The sequence below is a fragment of the Kitasatospora sp. NEAU-CNBT7 genome (assembly GCF_057220535.1).
Genome location: NZ_JBXQQB010000012.1, coordinates 62,338 through 83,471, shown reverse-complemented (window position 1 = coordinate 83,471; position 21,134 = coordinate 62,338). Strand labels below are relative to the sequence as shown.

Here is a 21,134-nt window from a genome sequence, read left to right as displayed (position 1 = left end):
AGTGGCGGGTGGGACACGGTAGCGTCGACCCTGTCATGGATATCGCTTACATTCCGAGCCCGTCGCGGGGCGTCCTGTACCTGGGACCGGTCCCGCTGCGCGCCTACGCGTTCTGCATCATCATCGGTGTCGTCGTGGCCGTGTGGCTCGGCAGCAAGCGCTGGGTCGCCCGCGGTGGCGGCAAGCACACCGTCGGCGACATCGCGGTCTGGGCGGTGCCGTTCGGCCTGGTCGGCGGCCGGCTCTACCACGTGATCACCGACAACCAGCTGTACTTCGGCGACGGCAAGAACCCGTGGAACGCCTTCAAGATCTGGGAGGGCGGCCTCGGCATCTGGGGCGCCATCGCGCTCGGCGCGGTCGGCGCCTGGATCGGCTGCCGCCGCCGGGGCGTACCGCTGCCCGCGTACGCCGACGCCATCGCCCCCGGCATCGCGCTGGCCCAGGCCTGCGGCCGCTGGGGCAACTGGTTCAACCAGGAGCTGTACGGCAAGCCGACCACGCTGCCGTGGGGCCTGGAGATCGACAAGACGCTGCCGGACGGCACCGTCGTCACCGGCACCTACCACCCGACCTTCCTCTACGAGTCGCTGTGGTGCGTGGGTGTCGCCCTGCTGGTGATCTGGGCCGACCGCCGGTTCACCCTCGGCCACGGCCGGGCCTTCGCGCTGTACGTCGCCGCGTACACGGTGGGCCGGTTCTGGATCGAGTACCTGCGGATCGACGAGGCCCACCACATCCTGGGCCTGCGGCTGAACGACTGGACCTCGATCCTGGTCTTCGCCGGGGCCGTCGCCTACCTGGTGATCGTCGGCAGGAAGCGCCCGGGCCGCGAGGCGCCGGACTCCATCGACCCGGCCGCCCGGGCCGAGGCCGAGAGCGCCGAGGCTGCCGGCACCGCCCCCGCCGCCGGCGCCGCACCCGAGGCCTCGCCCGCCGGGTCCGAGGACGCCGACGGGCCCGCCGAAAGGCCCGGGGACACCCCCGCGGACGCCGCGCACAAGCCCGGGAAGAGCTCCGACCACCCCTCCTGACCAGCCGCTCCGCCCTCCTCGGCCGTCTGCACCCACCGTGGCGCAGGCGGCCGAAGGCGTGTTCGGACAGCCTTACTTTGCTGGAAACTTGCAGGTCAGATGGCTAACGTCGAGTCACGAGAGCCCTGCGGGCAGCCCGGCTCACGGCGCTTCGGCGTACCCGGCTGCGGCTGCCGGGGGGAGGGAAGCTCGCCAGGAGGCCGAGGACAGCATGAGCGTGACCGTCACCGAACCCGCCGTCGAAGGGCACCCGCGGATACCCCAGGAGGGCCACCACCGCGACGTCAACGGCGGCTGGCTGCGCCCGGCCGTGTTCGGCGCGATGGACGGGCTGGTCTCCAACCTGGCCCTGATGACCGGGGTGGTCGGCGGTGACGTGGGCCGCAGCGCGGTGATCATCACCGGGCTGGCCGGGCTCGCGGCCGGCGCCTGCTCGATGGCGGCGGGGGAGTACACCTCGGTCGCCTCCCAGCGGGAGCTGGTCGAGGCCGAGATCGAGGCCGAGCGCCTGGAGCTGCGCCGCAACCCCAAGGGCGAGCTGGCGGAACTGGCCCAGCTGTACGTGGCCAAGGGCGTGGAGCCGGAGCTGGCCCACGAGGTCGCGCGGCAGCTGTCGGTGGACCCGGAGCGGACCCTCGCCGTGCACGCCCGCGAGGAGCTCGGCATCGACCCGGAGGACCTGCCGTCGCCGCTGGTGGCCGCCGCCTCCTCGTTCGCCTGCTTCGCGGTGGGCGCGCTGCTGCCGCTGCTGCCGTACCTGCTGGGCGCCCGCGCGCTGTGGCCGGCGCTGGCCGTCGCGGCGGTCGGGCTGTTCCTGTGCGGCGCGGTGGTCGCCCGGGTGACCGCCCGCAGCTGGTGGTTCAGCGGACTGCGCCAGCTGGTCCTGGGCGGTGCCGCCGCCGGGGTGACCTTCCTGCTGGGCCACCTGATCGGCGGCCACCTGGGGTGATGCCGCCGGTCCGCGGCTGTGCGATGACACATGAGGTTGCATGGGTATGCCGGATGATGCGTGATGTTCCGCACATGGGTACCGGCTTTCGCCTGGCCTAGTCTCGGCCGCAGGCGTAGCCGTCCGAGGAATCCCATCCCGCCGACCACCTGTCGGGATGGATTCGCAGGCGGGCGCGGAGCGGCCGTGTGGCCGGCGCATTTCGGCCCTGTTTCGCTCCGGGGCGCGCCGGGCACACTGGTGGCAACGCGCGCACCGGAGCCTGACTCCCCAGCCCCGGGCCGCCCCCCGGAAACGGCGTCTGACCTGCGGATTGTGTCCGCGATGTGGACGCAATATTCCACTTCTCGGGATATCCGGCATCATGTAACCTGCACGAAATCGCATCAGGGCCAACGTCGTCCCTATTGCTCAGCTTCTTGCCAATGACGACGACGGGAGAGCCGATGCTGTCTGCATCCACGCACTCCGCCAACGAGCCCCAGCAGGCCGCCGCCCGGCCCTACGCGCTCGTTCCGGATGCGCGACCTGTAGCTCAGGGCCTGTACGACCCTCGCAACGAGCGTGACGCCTGCGGCGTCGGCTTCGTCGCCACGCTGACCGGCATCGCCGACCACACCGTCGTCGAGCAGGCGCTGACCGTGCTGCGCAACCTGGAGCACCGCGGTGCCACCGGCTCCGAGCCCGACTCCGGCGACGGCGCCGGAATCCTGACCCAGATCCCGGACGCCTTCCTGCGCTCCAAGGTCGGCTTCGAGCTGCCGGCCGCCGGCTCCTACGCCGTCGGCATCGCCTTCCTCCCGCAGGAGGAGGCCGCCGCCGACCTCGCCGTCGCGCAGATCGAGGAGATCGCCGCCGCCGAGGGCGCCACCGTGCTCGGCTGGCGCGACGTCCCGGTCACCCCCGACCTGCTCGGCGCCACCGCCCGCTCGGTGATGCCGCGCTTCCGGCAGCTGTTCGTCAGCCACGGCGAGAAGTCCGGCATCGCGCTGGACCGGGTCGCGTTCGTGGTCCGCAAGCGCGCCGAGCGCGAGGCCGGGGTGTACTTCCCCTCGCTCTCCGCCCGCACCATCGTCTACAAGGGCATGCTGACCACCGGCCAGCTGGAGCCCTTCTTCCCCGACCTGTCGGACCGGCTCTACGCCTCCGCGCTCGGCCTGGTGCACTCGCGCTTCTCCACCAACACCTTCCCGAGTTGGCCGCTGGCCCACCCGTACCGCTTCGTCGCGCACAACGGCGAGATCAACACGGTCAAGGGCAACCGGAACTGGATGACCGCCCGGGAGTCCCAGCTCGCCACCGACCTGATCGACGGCGACCTCAGCCGGATCTTCCCGATCTGCACCCCGGACCACTCCGACTCGGCCTCCTTCGACGAGGTCCTGGAGCTGCTCCACCTCGGCGGCCGGTCGCTGCCGCACGCCGTGCTGATGATGATCCCGGAGGCGTGGGAGAACCACGCCACCATGGAGCCCGCCCGCCGCGCGTTCTACCAGTACCACTCCAACCTGATGGAGCCCTGGGACGGCCCGGCCTGCGTCACCTTCACCGACGGCACCCAGATCGGTGCCGTGCTGGACCGCAACGGCCTGCGCCCGGCCCGGTACTGGGTCACCGAGGACGGCCTGGTGGTGCTCTCCTCCGAGGTCGGCGTCCTCGACCTGGACCAGGAGACGATCGTCAAGAAGGGCCGGCTGCAGCCCGGCAAGATGTTCCTGATCGACACCGCCGAGCACCGCATCGTCGAGGACGAGGAGCTCAAGGCCCGGCTCGCCGCCGAGCACCCGTACGAGGAGTGGGTGGCCGGCGGGCAGATCCAGCTGGCCAAGCTCCCCGAGCGGGAGCACATCCACCACACCCACGCCTCGGTCACCCGCCGTCAGCAGACCTTCGGGTACACCGAGGAGGAGCTGCGGGTCATCCTCGCGCCGATGGCGCGCACCGGCGGCGAGGCGCTCGGCTCGATGGGCACCGACTCGCCGATCGCGGCGCTCTCCGAGAAGCCGCGGCTGCTCTTCGACTACTTCGTGCAGCTGTTCGCGCAGGTCACCAACCCGCCGCTGGACGCCATCCGCGAGGAGCTCGTCACCTCGCTGCTGAGCAACCTCGGCCCCGAGGGCAACCTGCTGGACGCCAAGCCCTCGCACTGCCGCTCGGTCGGCATCACCTTCCCGGTGATCGACAACGACGAACTGGCCAAGCTGATCCACATCAACGTGGACGGCGACCAGCCCGGCCTCAAGGCCGTCACGCTGTCCGGCCTGTACAAGGTCTCCAGCGGCGGCGCCGGCCTCGCCGCCCGCCTGCTGGAGATCGCCGCCGAGGCCGACGCGGCGATCGCCGACGGCGCCCGCATCGTGGTCCTCTCCGACCGCCACTCGGACGCCGAGCACGCCCCGATCCCCTCGCTGCTGCTCACCTCCGCGGTCCACCACCACCTGATCCGCACCAAGCAGCGCACCCAGGTGTCGCTGATCGTCGAGGCCGGTGACGTCCGCGAGGTGCACCACGTGGCGCTGCTGGTCGGCTACGGCGCCGGCGCGGTCAACCCGTACCTGGCGATGGAGTCGGTCGAGGACCTGGTCGCGCAGGGCGTCTTCATCGAGGGCGTCGAGCCGGCCAAGGCCATCAAGAACCTGATCAAGGCGCTCGGCAAGGGCGTGCTGAAGGTGATGTCCAAGATGGGCATCTCCACCGTGGCCTCCTACCGCGGCGCGCAGGTCTTCGAGGCGATCGGCCTGTCCCAGGAGCTGGTGGACGGCTACTTCTCCGGCACCACCACCAAGCTCGGCGGCATCGGCCTGGACGAGCTCGCCAAGGAGGTCGCCGCCCGGCACGCCAAGGCGTACCCGGCCTCCGGCATCCCGGCCGCGCACCGCGCGCTGGAGATCGGCGGCGAGTACCAGTGGCGCCGCGAGGGCGAGCCGCACCTGTTCGACCCGGACACCGTCTTCCGGCTGCAGCACTCCACCCGCACCCGCCGCTACGACATCTTCAAGCAGTACACCGAGCGGGTGAACGAGCAGTCCGAGCGGCTGATGACGCTGCGCGGCCTGTTCAAGCTGGACGGCAAGGGCCGGGCCCCGATCTCCGTCGACGAGGTCGAGCCGGTCTCCGAGATCGTCAAGCGGTTCTCCACCGGCGCGATGTCCTACGGCTCCATCTCGATGGAGGCGCACGAGACGCTGGCCATCGCGATGAACCGGCTCGGCGGCAAGTCCAACACCGGCGAGGGCGGCGAGGACCCGGAGCGCCTGTACGACCCGGAGCGCCGCTCGGCGATCAAGCAGGTCGCCTCCGGCCGGTTCGGCGTCACCTCCGAGTACCTGGTCAACGCCGACGACATCCAGATCAAGATGGCGCAGGGCGCCAAGCCCGGCGAGGGCGGCCAGCTGCCCGGCCACAAGGTGTACCCGTGGGTCGCGAAGACCCGGCACTCCACCCCGGGCGTCGGCCTGATCTCCCCGCCGCCGCACCACGACATCTACTCCATCGAGGATCTCGCCCAGCTGATCCACGACCTGAAGAACGCCAACCCGGCGGCCCGCATCCACGTGAAGCTGGTCTCCGAGGTCGGCGTCGGCACCGTCGCGGCCGGCGTCTCCAAGGCGCACGCGGACGTGGTGCTGGTCTCCGGCCACGACGGCGGCACCGGCGCCTCCCCGCTGACCTCGCTCAAGCACGCGGGCGGCCCCTGGGAGCTCGGCCTCGCCGAGACCCAGCAGACCCTGCTGCTGAACGGGCTGCGCGACCGGATCGTGGTGCAGACCGACGGCCAGCTGAAGACCGGCCGGGACGTGGTCATCGCCGCACTGCTCGGCGCCGAGGAGTTCGGCTTCGCGACCGCCCCGCTGGTGGTCTCCGGCTGCATCATGATGCGCGTCTGCCACCTGGACACCTGCCCGGTCGGCGTCGCCACCCAGAACCCGGTGCTGCGCGAGCGCTTCTCCGGCAAGCCCGAGTTCGTGGTGAACTTCTTCGAGTTCATCGCGGAGGAGGTCCGCGAGATCCTCGCCGAGCTGGGCTTCCGCTCGATCGAGGAGGCGGTCGGCCACGCCGAGCACATCGACGCCGCCGACGCGATCACCCACTGGAAGGCCGCCGGTCTCGACCTGGCGCCGCTGTTCCACGTGCCCGAGCTCCCCGAGGGCGCGGCCCTGCACCACACCACCGCGCAGGACCACGCGCTCGACAAGGCGCTCGACAACCAGCTCATCGAACTGGCCGAGGACGCCCTGGTGCGCGGCGACGCCGTCCGCATCCAGCTGCCGATCCGCAACGTCAACCGCACGGTCGGCACCATGCTCGGCCACCAGGTGACCAAGCGGTACCGCGGCGAGGGACTGCCCGAGGGCACCATCGACGTCACCTTCACCGGCTCGGCCGGCCAGTCCTTCGGCGCCTTCGTGCCGCGCGGCATCACGCTGCGCCTCGAGGGCGACGCCAACGACTACGTCGGCAAGGGCCTGTCCGGCGGCGTGCTGATCGTCCGCCCGGCCCGCGAGGCGGCGGCCATCGGCGCCGACGCGCAGAGCCACGTGATCGCCGGCAACACCATCGGCTACGGCGCCACCGGCGGCCGGATCCACCTGCGCGGCAAGGCCGGCGAGCGGTTCGCGGTCCGCAACTCCGGGGCCACCCTGGTGGTCGAGGGCGTGGGCGACCACGGCCTGGAGTACATGACCGGCGGCCGGGTCGTGGTCCTGGGCGAGACCGGACGCAACCTGGCAGCGGGCATGTCCGGCGGTATCGCGTACGTCCTGGACCTGCGCCCGGCCAACGTCAACGAGGGCATGGTGGGCATCGAGGCCCCCACCGCCGACGACCGGGAGTGGCTGCGCGAGACCGTGCAGCTGCACTACGAGGAGACCGGCTCCACCGTCGCCGCCGAGCTCCTGGCCGACTGGGGCAGCGGCGTCAGCCGCTTCTCCAAGATCATGCCGACCGACTACAAGGCAGTGCTCGCCGCCAAGGACGCCGCTGAGCGCGACGGACTCTCCGAGTCCGAGACCACTCGCAAGATGATGGAGGCGGCACATGGCTGACCCCAAGGGCTTCCTGACCACGCCCAAGCAGCTGGCCGAGCGCCGTCCGGTGGACGTGCGCCTGCGGGACTGGAACGAGGTCTACGTCGAGCGCAGCCTGCTGCCGATCATCACCGAGCAGGCCGGCCGCTGCATGGACTGCGGCATCCCGTTCTGCCACAACGGCTGCCCGCTCGGGAACCTCATCCCCGAGTGGAACGACCTCGCCTACCGGGACGACTGGACCGGCGCGATCGAGCGGCTGCACGCGACCAACAACTTCCCGGAGTTCACCGGCCGCCTGTGCCCGGCTCCCTGCGAGTCGGCCTGCGTGCTGGGGATCAACCAGGACGCGGTGACCATCAAGAACGTCGAGGTCACCATCATCGACAAGGCCTGGGACCGCGGCGGCGTGGCCGCCCAGGTCCCGGAGCGCCTGTCCGGCAAGACGGTCGCCGTGGTCGGCTCCGGCCCGGCGGGCCTCGCCGCCGCCCAGCAGCTCACCCGGGCCGGCCACACCGTGGTCGTGTACGAGCGCGCCGACCGGATCGGCGGCCTGCTGCGCTACGGCATCCCCGAGTTCAAGATGGAGAAGCGCCACATCAACCGCCGCATCGAGCAGATGCGCGCGGAGGGCACCCGGTTCCGCACCGGTGTGCACGTGGGCGAGGACATCACCGGCCAGCAGCTGCGCGAGCGCTTCGACGCCGTGGTGCTGGCGGCCGGCGCCACCACCGCCCGCGACCTGCCGGTGCCCGGCCGGGAGTTCAAGGGCATCCACCAGGCGATGGAGTACCTGCCGCTGGCCAACAAGGTGCAGGAGGGCGACTTCGTCGAGCCGCCGATCAGCGCCAAGGGCAAGCACGTGGTCGTCATCGGCGGCGGCGACACCGGCGCGGACTGCGTCGGCACCGCCCACCGCCAGGGCGCGGCCTCGGTCACCCAGCTGGAGATCATGCCGCGTCCCGCCGAGGAGCGGCCCGGCCACCAGCCCTGGCCGACCATGCCGATGACCTACAAGGTCACCTCCGCGCACGAGGAGGGCGGCGAGCGGATCTACTCCGTCAACACCACGCACTTCACCGGTGACGAGGACGGCAACGTCCAGGAGCTGCACCTGGTCGAGGTGGAGTTCAAGGACGGCCGGTTCGAGCCGGTGCCGGGCAGCGAGCGGGTGCTCCCCGCCCAGCTGGTCACCCTGGCCATGGGCTTCACCGGCACCGACGTCAAGAACGGCCTGGTCGAGCAGCTGGGCGTCGAGCTCGACGCCCGGGGTAACATTGCCCGGGACGGGAAGTTCGGGACCAATGTGAACGGTGTCTACGTGTGCGGTGACGCCGGCCGCGGTCAGTCCCTGATCGTCTGGGCCATCGCCGAGGGCCGCTCCGCCGCTGCCGCGGTGGACAGGTTCCTGGGCGGCAAGACCCCGCTTCCCGCTCCGATCCGCCCGACCGACCGTCCGCTGACGGTCTGACGGCACCCCTACCCTCAACCCGATCCGCCGGGCGCCCCCTCGGGCCCGGCTGCAGTACCCGTGACCCGTCAGAGCCGCCGGGCCGGTATGCGGCGCCTGCCCATTCCCCGACCAGGTATGGGGCAGGCGCCGTTCTGCTGCCCGCGCCGTTCCGCTGCCCGTCGCCCGCTGCTCCGTCACCCCGTCGTTCCGGCGCCCGCAAGCCGCTCGCGGTCAAGAAGTTGATTTTTCGTCCATTCCTGTTCCTGCGGCGCTCCCGGATGAAAGGATGCCGCAGGTGAAGAACGCGGGTTCGACCGGTGGAGGTGGGTCCGGGATGAGCGGCCAGCAGGCGGGCAGCGGGACGACCGCACGGCGCATGGTGCTCGGCTCCCGGCTGCGCAGGCTCCGCGAGGCCAGCGGCGTCACCCGGGAACAGGCCGGCTACTCGATCCGCGCCTCCGAGTCGAAGATCAGCCGGATGGAACTCGGCCGGGTCGGCTTCAAGGCCCGCGACGTCGCCGACCTGCTCACCCTCTACGGCGTCCACGAGGACGACAGCCGCGCCGCCGTCCTCGGACTGCTCCAGGAGGCCAACGCCCCCGCCTGGTGGCAGTCCTACGGCGACGCGGTACCCGGCTGGTTCCAGGCCTACCTCGGGCTGGAGGAGGCCGCCTGCACCATCGGCAGCTACGAACTCCAGTTCGTCCCCGGCCTGCTGCAGACCGAGGAGTACGCCCGCGCCGTCATCCGGCTCGGCAACCCGGCCACCCCCGCCGCCGAGATCGACCGGCGGGTCGCCGTACGGCTGCGCCGCCAGCGGCTGCTGGACGCCCGGCCCGCCGCCGAACTGCTGATCATCGTGGACGAGGCCGCCCTGCGCCGCCCCTGCGGCGGCCCCGAGGTGATGCGCCGGCAACTGCACCGCCTGGTCGAACTCGCCGCCCACCCCCACCTCACCCTCCAGGTGATGCCGCTGGGCGGCGGCGGGCTCGCCGCCGAGAGCGGCTCGTTCACCGTCCTGAGCTTCCCCGAGCGGGACCTGCCGGACCTGGTCTACCTGGAACAGTTCACCGGCGCCCTCTACCTGGACCGCCCCGCCGAGGTCGCCGAGTACGCCGCGGCGCTGCAGCGGCTGCGCGCCGAGAGCCTCACCCCGGAGCGGACGGCGGCCCTGCTGCACACCATCCTCCAGGAGGACTGACCCCCAAGACGACTGACACATCAGTACGATGATGTCTCGTCAGTTGGACCCGGGATCCCCGGGTGCCCAGTGAAGGGGAGCGGATGTCCTACATCGAGGAACTGTCGCTGCAGTACATCGACGGCCAGTGGCGAGCCGGCAGCGGCTCCTGGGACATCGTCGACCTCAACCCGTACACCGGCGAGAAACTGGCCGCCATCACGGTCGCCACCGTCGAGGAGGTCGACCAGGCCTACCGCGCCGCCGAACGGGTCCAGAAGGACTGGGGGAAGCTCAACCCCTACACCCGGCGGCTGGTCTTCGAACGCGCGCTTCGGATCATGGAGGACCGCGAGCAGGAGATCACCGAGACGATCATCGCCGAGCTCGGCGGCACCCGGCTCAAGGCCGGCTTCGAACTCTCCCTCTGCCGCGACATGCTGCGCGAGGCCATGCAGCTCTCGCTGCGCGCCGAAGGCCGGATCCTGCCCTCCCCGGTGGACGGCAAGGAGAACCGCCTCTACCGGCTGCCGGTCGGCGTGGTCGGCGTGATCAGCCCGTTCAACTTCCCGCTCTTCCTCTCCCTCAAGGCCGTCGCCCCGGCCCTCGCCCTCGGCAACGGCGTCGTCCTCAAGCCGCACCAGGACGCCCCGATCACCGGCGGCACCCTGATCGCCAAGATCTTCGAGGAGGCCGGGCTCCCCGCCGGCCTGCTCAACGTCCTGCTCACCGACATCGCCGAGATCGGCGACGCCTTCCTCGAGCACCCGGTCCCCAAGGTGATCGCCTTCACCGGCTCCGACAAGGTCGGCCGCCACGTCGCCCAGGTCGCGGCCGGCCACTTCAAGCGCACCGTCCTCGAACTCGGCGGCAACAGCGCCCTGATCGTGCTCGACGACGCCGACCTCGACTACGCCGTCGACGCCGCCGTGTTCAGCCGCTTCGCCCACCAGGGCCAGGTCTGCATGGCCGCCAACCGGGTGCTGGTCGACCGCAGCGTCGCCGAGGAGTTCACCGCCAAGTTCGTCGCCAAGATCGCCGGCCTCAAGGTCGGCGACCCGCTCGACCCGGCCACCCAGATCGGCCCGCTGATCAACTCCGCCCAGGCCGACTCGGTCACCGCCCAGGTCGACCACGCCGTCGACCAGGGCGCCACCGTCCTGCTGCGCGGCGCCACCGTCGGCACCCTGATGGACCCCGTCGTCCTCACCGACGTCCCCGCCGACGCGCCCATCCTGCACCAGGAACTCTTCGGCCCGGTCGTCGTCGTACTCCCCTTCGACGGCGAGGACGAAGCCGTCCGGATCGCCAACGACACCCCGTTCGGCCTCAGCGGCGCCGTCCACACCGGCAGCGTCGAGCGCGGCGTCAAGCTCGCCCAGCGGATCGAGACCGGCATGATCCACATCAACGACGGCACCATCCACGACGAGCCGATCGTCCCCTTCGGCGGCGAGAAGAGCTCCGGCGTCGGCCGCCTCAACGGCGACGCCACCGTGGAGGCCTTCACCACCCTCAAGTGGATCTCCATCCAGCACGAGCGCAGCCGCTTCCCGTTCTAGGCGCTGCCCGCCCACCGGGGCGGCCCGGTCCCGGGCCGCCCCCGCACCCCTACCCGCCCGCCGCCACCAGCGACTCCGCCACCGCCGTCCGCAGGTACAGCACCGTCCGCCCGGTCCGGTGCCGCGCCACCAGACCCGCCCCGCGCAACGCCGTCAGATGGTGCGACACGTTCGGCGCCGACAGACCCGTACGCTCCGCCAGCTCCGACGTCGACACCGGAGCCGCCAACTCCACCAGCAGCAGCGCCCGCGCCCGCCCCAGCACCGCCGCCAGACCACCCGGCACCGCCACCGGCCGCTCCCACAGCGTCGCCACCCCGCGCGGCGCGTACACCAGACCCGGCTGCAACGGCGGATTCGACTGCGAATACACCCCCGGCCAGGCGAACACCGACGGCACCAGCACCAGCCCCCGGCCCCCCTCCAGCACCCGCTCCGCCGCGAACCACCGGTGCGCCACCCGCAACGTCCCCGCCGCCCACGACACCCGCGGATGCAGATCCTCGAACAGCGCCGCCGGCCCGCCCACCGACATCTGCCGCGCCCGCCGCAGCACCTCACCCTCCACCAGCCGGACGATCCGCGGCCAGTGCGGCTCCAACACCGCCGCCCAGTACGCCCGCACCTCCCCGGCCAGCCGCGCCAGCCCCGCCCCCGGATCCGCCCGCAACCGCGCCACCAACGGTGGCAACCGGCCCTCGATCCGCCCCAGGTCCACCCGCACCTGCGCCGGATCCGTCGCCACCAGACGCGCCAACTCCTCCTCCAACGTCGGCGCGCAACCCTCCGGCACCGGCGTCAGGAAGTCCGGCGTGTACACCGTCGGCACCGGCACCAACTGCTCCAGCAGCCCGAACCCCACCCCCGCCAGCGCCTCCCGCGCCTGCCGAACCCACGGCAGGTGCACCGCGTGCGCCCCCGGCTCCTTCAACACCTGCACGCTGTTCACCACCTCCCACAGCGGCGAGGACGAGAACCGGGTCAGCGCCACATCCTGCGCCGAGAACTCCAACGTCAGCATCCACCCCTCCCAGGACTCCACCGAGGATTCCACCAGAACGAAATCCCTGGGCCCCACCCGCACACCGCCCGACGATCGACAGCATGACCAGCGCGACCCTCGACACCCCGCCCCGCACCCACCGGCCCAAGGCCGCACGGCAGCGTAACCTCCTCGGCGCCCACCTCGTCGACAGCCTCGGCAGCGGACTCCTGCTCGCCTTCACCGTCGTCTACTTCGCCCGCACCACCACCCTCGGCCTGCCCGCCATCGGCGCCGCCATCAGCCTCGCCCGGCTGCTCGCCCTCCCCGTCGCCCTGCTCACCGGCCCCGTCATCGACCGCTACGGCGCCCGCCGGGTCGCCGCCGCCGCCAACCTGCTCTCCGCCCTCGCCCACACCGGCTTCCTCGCCGCCCACCAGACCTGGCAGATCATCACCGTCGTCCTGCTCGCCCAGGCCGGCACCGCCGCCTACTGGACCGCCAGCACCGGCCTGGTCGTCCTCGCCGCCGAACCCGGCGACCGCCCCCGCTGGTTCGCCCTGATCGGCGCCCTGCGCAACGGCGGCCTCGCCGTCGGCGGCGCCCTCGGCGCCCTGCTGCTCGCCACCGGCGGCACCACCGGTCTGCGCGCCACCGTCCTGCTCAACGCCGCCAGCTTCGCCCTCGCCGCCGCCCTGCTCGCCACCTGGCGACCCCTCAACACCCCCGCCACCACCCGCACCGGCCACCAGGGCAGCTACCGCACCGTCCTGCGCGACCGCCGCTACCTGCTGCTCGTCGCGATCAACCTCAGCTTCGTCTTCGCCTCCCTCGTCCTCAGCCTGCTGCTCGCCCTCTACCTCACCGAAGGCCTCCACCAACAGGCCTGGCTGGCCGGCTGGCTGCTGGTCCTCAACAGCGCCCAGATCGTCCTCACCCAGACCGCCGTCACCCGCCGCCTCGGCCACCGCCGGGCCACCCGCGTCCTGATCGCCGGATCACTGCTCAACGCCCTCGCCTTCGCCCTGTTCGCCCTGCTCGCCGCCGCACCCGGCTGGGCCGCACTGGCCGGCGCCCACCTCGCCATGCTGATCTACAACCTCGCCGAAACCGTCGCCGGCCCCTTCTCCGAGGAACTCTCCGTCCGCCTCGCCGACCCCCGCCTGCGCGGCCGCTACCTCGCCGTCTACCAGCTCTCCTGGACGGCCGGCCAGACCGCCGCCCCGTTCCTGCTCACCCTGCTGCTCGCCCGGGGCCCCGCCTGGCCCTGGGCCCTGCTCGGCGGCCTCAGCCTGGCCGCCGTCCCGGCGCTGCTGCTCCTCGAACGCCTCGGCCTCGGCACCGGCACCGGCACCGGCAGCGGCGGCACCCCGGAACCCGCCTGACGGCCAAGGGCCCACTGCCCCGGCGGCGGCCGCCCGTGCAACCGGACGGCCGCCGCCCGGCGTCCCACCCCCGTACTGCCGTCATCCGTCCGAACTGCCGTCATCCGTCCCCGGGGGTCACCCGCCATGTGGAGCGCGCTGGGCCTGCTCTTCGCCGCCGTCCCGCCCGTCGCCTGGTGGCTGCTGGCCAGGACCCGGCAGACCGGTCCGGTGGTCGCCGTCGCCCTGGTGGCCGCCGCGGGCGCGCTCGTCGCCGTGCAGCACGGCTGGACCGTGGTCGGCCGGGCCGACGCACACCTGCTGTACGCGCTGGTGGCGGTGGCACTGACCGTCGGGGGCGTACTGCTCGAACAGCAGCAGGAAGGCCCCGGCGGAGGCCGCTGGATCCACCGTCGGCGGGTCGCCGCCGGACTGCTCGCCTCCCAGCTCGCCGTCACCCTCCTCGGCGCGCTGCTGTACGTGCTCACGACCGCCGAGCCGTCCGGGCCGCCGTCCGCCCGGGACGTCCCGCCGCTGCCGCCCGGCCTGGTCGAACTCTCGCAGCAGACCGGCTGCGGCACCGGGAGCTGCTTCCGGCTGGTCGTCGTGGGCAGCACGGCAGGACTGTCCCCGGCCGAGACCGCCCGCGCCCTCGGCCGGCCTGAGGAGAGCTGCCGGCCCAACGGCCTGCTGCTGGACCGGCGCGAACTGTGCGTCGGCGTCCGGGCCACCGAGGACCGGGTGGTCCTCTACGTCACCCTGTCCGGCCTGCTGGACTGACCGGGCCACCCGGAGACCACCAGGACACCCGGACCACGGAACGGGGCCCGGCGGACGTGGTGTCCACCGGGCCCCGCTGCGCCGTCCCGGGCCGCGCCGTCCGGTCTAGAACAGCGGCACGCCCGCACGGACCAGGCGCCAGGTGCCGCCGCTGATCTCGGTGGGGTCGATCACGCCCTTGGCCTTCACCCAGGCGATCATCGTGTTGCGGATCTCGTCGGAGTTCGACCAGACCTTGGTGGCGGCCGCGACGTGCGGGAAGTTGCCGCCGCCGTTGGCCCGGTAGTTGTTGACCGCGAGGACGAACTGGGCGGCCGGGTCGACCGGCTTGCCCTCGTACGACAGGCCGGTGATCCGCGAGCCGACCGGCTGGGTCAGGTCGATGTCGTAGGACACCCCGTAGACCGAGTCGTAGTTGTAGTCCGGGATGTTGAGCTGGTTGGTCAGGGTGTCCAGGTTGACCGGGTCGCCCGGCGCCAGCTGGGCGAAGTACCGGGCGGAGTACTCCAGGTAGTCCTTGATCTGGGCGCCGGTGAGCAGCCGGGCCTCCAGGGTGTTCTCGTAGATGTACAGCCCGGCGGCGTCCCGCAGCTTCACCTCGCCGGCCGGGATCAGCGCGGTGCGGTTGAACGGCGCGGCCTGCGCGAGCACCGGCAGCGCCGCGTACGAGGTCCCGGCCAGCGCCGCCTTGACGGCGTCCGCCTGCACCCGGCCGATCAGGTCGATGATCGGGACGTCCTTGAACCGGGCCTCGGCGATGGACAGTTCGGTCTTGCTGGTGCCGATCACCTGGTTGACGTAGCCGACCACCTTCTTGTGCTGGGCGCCGATCAGCTTCACGATCGCCGGGTCCTCGGCCACCGTGTTGGAGTTCAGCACCCGCGAGGTGACGGCGGTGACCGACCACGCGCCGCGCCGGTACTCCACCTCGAAGTCGAAGCAGGTCAGCCGCTCGCCCCAGCACAGCGGCTCGGAGAGCACCACGGTCTTCCCGGTGGTCTTGTTGACCACCAGCCGCTGCGGGATCTCCTTGTGCGCGTGGCCGACCAGCACGGCGTCGACCCCCGGCACGGTCTCGGCCAGCTGCACCGAGGCGTTCTCCGGCCAGGGCAGCTGGTCGCCGTACGAGGAGACCTCGTCCATGCCCGAGTGCGAGGCCACCACCACGACGTCGGCGCCCGCCGCGCGCAGCCGCGGCACGTACTTCCGGGCCATCTCGACGATGCCGGGGAAGACCAGCTGGCCCGAGACGTTGGCCTTGTCCCAGATCGCGATGCCCGGGTTGGTCAGCCCGAGGATGCCCACCCGCAGCGGCCGCCCGTGGCCGAGGTGCAGCTCCTTGATCACGTACGGCGCGAAGGCCGGGCGCTCGCTCTTCGCGTCCTGCGCGTTGGCGCCGAGCAGCGGGAAGTCCAGCTGCTTCTCGTAGGCGCGCAGCAGCGGGATGCCGTAGTTGAACTCGTGGTTGCCGAGCGCGGCCGCGTCGTAGCCGATCGCGTTCATCGCGGCGGCCATCGGGTGCTTGGGCGGGCGCTTGCCGGTGATCGGCTCGACCCGGGCGTAGTAGTACGACAGCTGGGTGCCCTGGATGGTGTCGCCCGCGTCGATCAGCAGGGTGCGGTGGCAGCCCTTCTCCTCGCGGACCTGCTTCACCAGGGTGGAGATCTTGGCCAGGCCGACGTCGTTGTGCGCCTTGTCGTCGTACTCGGAGTCGGTGAAGTACTCCCAGTTGAGCACGTGGCCGTGCAGGTCCGTGGTGCCCATCACGGTGAAGGTCTCCTTGGCCGGCGCCCGTCCGGCCACCTCGTCGGCGCCCTGGGCGGCGGCCGGGGTGGCGGCGGCCACCGGGACGGCGCCGACCAGGGCGGCGCCGGCCGCGGTGGCGGCGGAGCGGGTCACGAAATCACGGCGGTTCAGGGGCATGAACGACTCCAACGTGGGGCGGACGGTCCGTCAGTTGCACTGGCGGGACCAGGTCGTGACGCGCGTAGAAGTCTGCCCGCCCGAACGTGCGGGGGCCAGCCCCCGGACGTTTCCAGCAGGTGAGATCTTGGCGACCCCGGCGTGACGCGCCGACCGCGCCGGGTGACCGGGCCCGAACCCCGGTGCGTCAACCGGCCGGGGCCGTCCTCACCCGCACCACCGCTCCGGAGCCGCCCGCCGGAGTGTCGGTGCAGCTCGCGGCGGTCCGTCCATCGGAGAGAACTCCAACTCTCCGCACAGCACGTCACGATGTGTCAGTTTGTTAATCAAAACTTTCTGCAACTGCCACCACGCGGCCCGGCGGAACTTCGTTGTTACGCACCGGTAATGCCTACGCTCTAGAGACATGCGCCGAGCAAAAATCGTCTGTACCCTCGGGCCGGCCGCCGACTCGTTCGACCAGATCAAAGCCCTGGTCGACGCCGGAATGGACATCGCCCGATTCAACCTCAGCCACGGCACCCAACTGGAGCACGAGGAACGCTACCGCCGGGTCCGCAAGGCCTCCGACGAGGCCGGCCGCAGCGTCGGCATCCTCGTCGATCTCCAGGGCCCGAAGATCCGGCTGGGCACCTTCGCCGACGGACCGGTACTTCTTGAACGCGGCGACGAGTTCACGATCACCGTCGAGGACGTCCAGGGCGACCGCGACCGATGCGGAACCACCTACCCCGGCCTCGCCGCCGACGTCTCCCGCGGCGAACGCATCCTCATCGACGACGGCCGCGTCTGCCTCGAAGTCACCCACGTCGACGGCCCCCGCGTGCACTGCATCGTCATCGAGGGCGGCCTCATCTCCGACCACAAGGGGCTCAACCTCCCCGGCGTCGCCGTCTCCGTCCCCGCGCTCAGCGACAAAGACGTCGCCGACCTGCGCTGGGCCCTCAACACCGGCGCCGACCTGATCGCCCTCTCCTTCGTCCGCACCGCCAAGGACATCGACGAGGTGCACCGGATCATGGCCGAGGAGGGCCGCACCCTCCCCGTCATCGCCAAGATCGAGAAGCCGCAGGCCGTCGACAACCTCGAAGCCATCGTCGACGCCTTCGACGGCATCATGGTCGCCCGCGGCGACCTGGGCGTCGAACTCCCCCTGGAGCAGGTCCCGATCGTCCAGAAGCGCGCCGTCAAACTGGCCAAGCGCAACGCCAAGCCGGTCATCGTCGCCACCCAGATGCTCGACTCCATGATCAACGCCTCCCGGCCCACCCGCGCCGAGGCCTCCGACGTCGCCAACGCCGTGCTCGACGGCACCGACGCCGTGATGCTCTCCGGCGAGACCTCGGTCGGCAAGTACCCGGTCGAGACCGTCAAGACCATGAGCCGCATCATCGAAGCCGCCGAGGCCGACATCCTCGCCGCCGGCCTCCCCCCGCTCACCGAACGCAACAAGCCCCGCACCCAGGGCGGAGCAGTCGCCCGCGCGGCCGCCGAGATCGGCGACTTCCTCGACGCCAAGTACCTCATCGCCTTCACCCAGAGCGGCGACACCGCCCGCCGCCTCACCCGCTACCGCTCACCCATCCCCGTGCTCGCCTTCACCTACGAGCCGCCCGTGCGCAGCCAACTCGCCCTCACCTGGGGCGTGGAGACCTTCCTCGGCCCGTTCGTCCCCACCACCGACGAGATGGTCGCCCAGGTCGACGCCCAGCTGCTCAGCCTCGGCCGCTGCCAGAAGGGCGACATCGTCATCATCACCGCCGGTTCGCCCCCCGGCCTGGCCGGTTCCACCAACCTGGTCCGCGTCCACCACGTCGGCGAACTCGACAACTGACCGCCCCGCACCCCGCACCACCCCACCGCAGGACCTCACCGCAACACCCCGCCGGCGCCGCCCCTTTGGGAGGGGGCGGCGCCCTCGTGCGTCCGGCCTCCCACCGCCGGCGGCTTCACGTTCCCGCACCGATCACGGCGGGCGGGCACCGGAACCGTCCCCATCCGGTCACAGCGCCCCGCACACCCCGCCCACCCGGGTACGTTCCCCTCGACCGGCCCGGCAGCAGGGCCGCCCACAAGGGGACAACCCGCCATGAGCAGCAGCAGACCGCGCAGATCCACCACCCTCGCCCTCGCCGCAGCCCTCCTCGCCGCCGGCCTCGCCACCGCCTGCGACCCCACCGGCAGCTCCGACGCCGCACCCGCCGCCCCGGCCGCCACCACCGCCGCCCCGAACGCCGCCGCCACCACCGCGAGCCCGGCCGGGAAGGCCGCCGCCGGCACCGTCACCATCGACAGGACCGCCTACTGGGGCGGCCTGCGGTTCGACGTCAAGACCGCCGCCTACACCCCCGACCCCGACGGCAACGGCTACAAGGTCGTCCTCACCACCACCGTCACCAACACCTTCCGGACCAGCCCGGTCCACTACTGGCCCGACATCGCCCTCGACCTCGGCGGCACCCCCGTCCGCGGCGACGTCGGCACCGCCGCCCCGCCCACCCCCGGCGCCACCAACCCGCTGCCCATCACCTTCACCGGCAACGGCACCTTCGGCTACGACGGCGCCTCACTCGTCCTCGGCGAGTCCGGCCAGGCCCAGGCCGCCGTCCCGCTCGGCAAGGGCGGCCGCCCCGCCGTCACCCTCGCGCCCGTCGAGCTCAAGCTCCCCGCCGCGGCCACCCTCACCTCCGGCCGCCTCGGGCTCACGCTCAAGTCCGCCGAACTGCGCGCGGACGTCGGCGGCGGCAGCGGCGACGGCGCCCTCACCCTCGGCCAGCGCGCCCTGAAGGTCGTCTTCGACCTGAACGGCAAGGTCGGCCCGGCCGGGATGGCCGTCGACGGCGCCACCCTGCGCCTCAAGCTCCCGAACGGCCAGGAGGTCGGCCCCACCGTCGCCCCGATCGAGGCCATCTACCCCGACCGCCCCACCCGCCAGGACCAGGTCGCCTGGTTCGTCTTCCAGGGCGCCACCGACGGCGACTACACCTTCTCGGTCACCGACCCCGACAACACCGCGGCCCCCGCCACCGCCACCTTCCCGGCCACCGGCGTCAAGGACAGCGGCCCCGTCAACTGACACCCCGCCGACCGACGGCGCGGCCCTCCGGGGGGAGGGCCGCGCCGTCACCGCTTGGGCCCGACGTGCTCGTCCAGCAACGCCACCGACGCCCGCCGGGCGACGGAGACGTTGACCGCCCCGGTGGGCCGCCGGACGGCGGTCCAGCCGACGCCGACGGCGTCCAGGGTGGTGGTGAAGAGCCGGACGATGTCGGCCGAGGTGTTGGTGAAGAAGTACCGCGGGTACTCGTGGCGCCGGGTGACCCCGCCGACCGTCCTGGTGGCCCAGTTGGTGATCCGGCACCCGTCGGAGTGCAGCAGGCCCCGGAGCAGCTCCCACGGATGGGCGTCCACGATGTCCTGCTGCCAGCCCTCGAGGACGATCGGACGCTCGTGCTTCTTGCCGGGCCCGTGCTGGGGGAACAGGCAGGGCCAGTGCTTGCTGGTGCTGACCACATACACGCACCCTTCCACCTCGGCCCGGCACGTGCGGTTGGAGGGCAGCACGGCGGCGATCGCCAGTGCACCCTCCTCGATCAGGCCTGGCCAGGCCTTGGCGCAGGCGATCCGGAGGGTGTGGACGCCCCGGCGGCCTTCACTGATGCAGCCGTCGCCCAGGTAGAGACCTAGCAGGTAGGCGTACGGCGCCGGCGGAAGGTCGGACAGAGAGCGGGCCGGGCATTCGGCCGTCTTCCCGGGGAGCGGGGTGATCCTCCTGGTCCACTGCCGCAGCGCGGAGCGGGAGATACCAGTGGCCCGGCTCACCTGGCTGAGGGTCAGGCCGGAGCGGTGCAGTGCGAGCGCCCGTTCCCGGGTGGCCAAGTCGTACATGCGGCCGAGATTCTGCGATCACCGTCCCGAATACCGGGAAGTGGGAGAGCTTCACCCGAAGTGATGAAGATCTCCAACGGTGGCGAATCCTTCAAATCGAAGGTGAAGTGCCCCGGGTGGGATTCGAACCCACGCTGTCGGTGGTTTGAGCACCGTGCCTCTCCCGCTGGGCTACCGGGGCATCCCCAGAATCGAAGGTTGCCCCCGACCCTGTGCGTCTCAAACATACCGTGTCTAGGTAGGCTCGTGCATGCAGCACCCCGCCGGAACGAGGAGCCCCGTGAGCACCGCCGACGAGCAGCCCCAGCCGCTTGAGCCCGACCTGCCCCAGATCACCCGAATTGTCATCGCCGAGGACGAGGCGCTGATCCGTCTCGACCTGAAGGAGATGCTGGAGGAGGAGGGGTACACCGTCGTCGGTGAGGCGGGTGACGGTGCGACCGCGGTGCGGCTGGTCGAGGAGCTCAAGCCGGACCTGGCGATCCTGGACGTGAAGATGCCCGTCCTGGACGGCCTCTCGGCGGCCGAGCAGATCCACGAGGCGCACCTGGCACCGGTGCTGATGCTGACCGCGTTCTCGCAGCGCGAGCTGGTGGACCGGGCCCGGGACGCCGGGGCGATGGCGTACATCGTGAAGCCGTTCTCCAAGAGCGACCTGGTGCCGGCGATCGAGATGGCGGTGTCCCGGTACACCGAGATGCGGACGCTGGAGGAGGAGATCGCGGATCTCACCCAGCGGCTGGAGACCCGCAAGCTGGTGGACCGGGCGAAGAGCGTGCTGCAGACCAAGTTCGGGCTGACCGAGCCGGCCGCGTTCCGCTGGATCCAGAAGACCTCGATGGACCGCCGGATGACCATGGCCGCCGTGGCGCAGGCCGTGATCGAGGAGGGCGACGCCCAGGACCGCAAGAAGGCCGAGTCCGCCGGGTCCGAGGCCTGACCCGCGGCGTTCTGCCAGACCACAGCACTGCGCCCCGCCGGGCGGTTCCCGG

The 21,134-nt window shown here is 71.8% G+C and carries 14 protein-coding genes and 1 tRNA gene; 11 read left to right on the top strand and 4 right to left on the bottom strand.

The features are described 5' to 3' along the window. The first annotated feature begins 35 nt into the window (after window positions 1-35). The 6 genes from lgt (at window position 36) to AC2TEW_RS17900 (ending at window position 11,205) form a co-directional block, all read left to right on the top strand. Window positions 36-1,034, top strand: a complete 999-nt coding sequence (gene lgt / locus AC2TEW_RS17925) for a prolipoprotein diacylglyceryl transferase (protein ID WP_484624359.1) — start codon at window positions 36-38, stop codon at window positions 1,032-1,034. 211 nt (window positions 1,035-1,245) lie between these two features. Continuing rightward, a complete protein-coding gene (locus AC2TEW_RS17920; protein ID WP_484624358.1) occupies window positions 1,246-1,983 on the top strand; it encodes a VIT1/CCC1 transporter family protein in 738 nt (245 codons plus the stop codon). A gap of 446 nt (window positions 1,984-2,429) precedes the next feature. Next, window positions 2,430-7,028: a glutamate synthase large subunit gene (gene gltB, locus AC2TEW_RS17915; RefSeq protein WP_484624357.1), complete on the top strand. Its 4,599-nt coding sequence runs from the start codon at window positions 2,430-2,432 to the stop codon at window positions 7,026-7,028. Next, a complete protein-coding gene (locus AC2TEW_RS17910) occupies window positions 7,021-8,481 on the top strand; it encodes a glutamate synthase subunit beta (protein ID WP_033820219.1) in 1,461 nt (486 codons plus the stop codon). The genes gltB and AC2TEW_RS17910 overlap by 8 nt, the downstream gene beginning before the upstream one ends. Before the next feature lie 316 nt (window positions 8,482-8,797). Further along, complete coding sequence (locus AC2TEW_RS17905) at window positions 8,798-9,664, top strand: Sco1979 family transcriptional regulator (protein ID WP_484624356.1); 867 nt, start codon at window positions 8,798-8,800, stop codon at window positions 9,662-9,664. Window positions 9,665-9,747: 83 nt separating this feature from the next. Next, on the top strand, window positions 9,748-11,205 hold the full coding sequence (locus AC2TEW_RS17900; protein WP_484624355.1) for an aldehyde dehydrogenase family protein: 1,458 nt from the start codon (window positions 9,748-9,750) through the stop codon (window positions 11,203-11,205). Between the two features lie 49 nt (window positions 11,206-11,254). Here the strand turns inward: AC2TEW_RS17900 and AC2TEW_RS17895 are convergent, their stop codons facing one another. Then, entirely contained in the window at window positions 11,255-12,226 is a 972-nt protein-coding gene (locus tag AC2TEW_RS17895; RefSeq protein WP_484624354.1) for an ArsR/SmtB family transcription factor, read from the bottom strand. 83 nt (window positions 12,227-12,309) lie between these two features. On the opposite strand from AC2TEW_RS17895, the gene AC2TEW_RS17890 reads away from it, so the two are divergent. Continuing rightward, window positions 12,310-13,572, top strand: a complete 1,263-nt coding sequence (locus AC2TEW_RS17890) for an MFS transporter (protein WP_484624353.1) — start codon at window positions 12,310-12,312, stop codon at window positions 13,570-13,572. A gap of 126 nt (window positions 13,573-13,698) precedes the next feature. Further along, window positions 13,699-14,331 carry an MFS transporter gene (locus AC2TEW_RS17885; protein WP_484624352.1) on the top strand — a complete coding sequence of 211 codons (633 nt, stop codon included), beginning with the start codon at window positions 13,699-13,701 and terminating at the stop codon, window positions 14,329-14,331. Window positions 14,332-14,436: 105 nt separating this feature from the next. Here AC2TEW_RS17885 and AC2TEW_RS17880 read toward each other — a convergent pair whose 3' ends face one another. Then, a complete protein-coding gene (locus AC2TEW_RS17880) occupies window positions 14,437-16,254 on the bottom strand; it encodes a bifunctional metallophosphatase/5'-nucleotidase (protein ID WP_484624351.1) in 1,818 nt (605 codons plus the stop codon). 406 nt (window positions 16,255-16,660) lie between these two features. On the opposite strand from AC2TEW_RS17880, the gene pyk reads away from it, so the two are divergent. Both pyk and AC2TEW_RS17870 read left to right on the top strand, forming a co-directional pair. Beyond that, window positions 16,661-18,088 (top strand): pyruvate kinase, encoded by a 1,428-nt coding sequence (pyk, locus tag AC2TEW_RS17875; protein ID WP_484624350.1) that lies wholly within the window; start codon window positions 16,661-16,663, stop codon window positions 18,086-18,088. A gap of 255 nt (window positions 18,089-18,343) precedes the next feature. Beyond that, complete coding sequence (locus AC2TEW_RS17870; RefSeq protein WP_484624349.1) at window positions 18,344-19,330, top strand: hypothetical protein; 987 nt, start codon at window positions 18,344-18,346, stop codon at window positions 19,328-19,330. A gap of 47 nt (window positions 19,331-19,377) precedes the next feature. Here AC2TEW_RS17870 and AC2TEW_RS17865 read toward each other — a convergent pair whose 3' ends face one another. Further along, window positions 19,378-20,142, bottom strand: a complete 765-nt coding sequence (locus AC2TEW_RS17865) for a helix-turn-helix domain-containing protein (protein ID WP_484624348.1) — start codon at window positions 20,140-20,142, stop codon at window positions 19,378-19,380. Between the two features lie 108 nt (window positions 20,143-20,250). Then, window positions 20,251-20,323: transfer RNA gene (locus AC2TEW_RS17860), tRNA-Leu, on the bottom strand. A gap of 99 nt (window positions 20,324-20,422) precedes the next feature. Between AC2TEW_RS17860 and AC2TEW_RS17855 the strand changes: the two genes are divergently transcribed. Then, window positions 20,423-21,082, top strand: a complete 660-nt coding sequence (locus tag AC2TEW_RS17855; protein WP_484624347.1) for an ANTAR domain-containing response regulator — start codon at window positions 20,423-20,425, stop codon at window positions 21,080-21,082. Window positions 21,083-21,134: the final 52 nt, after the last annotated feature.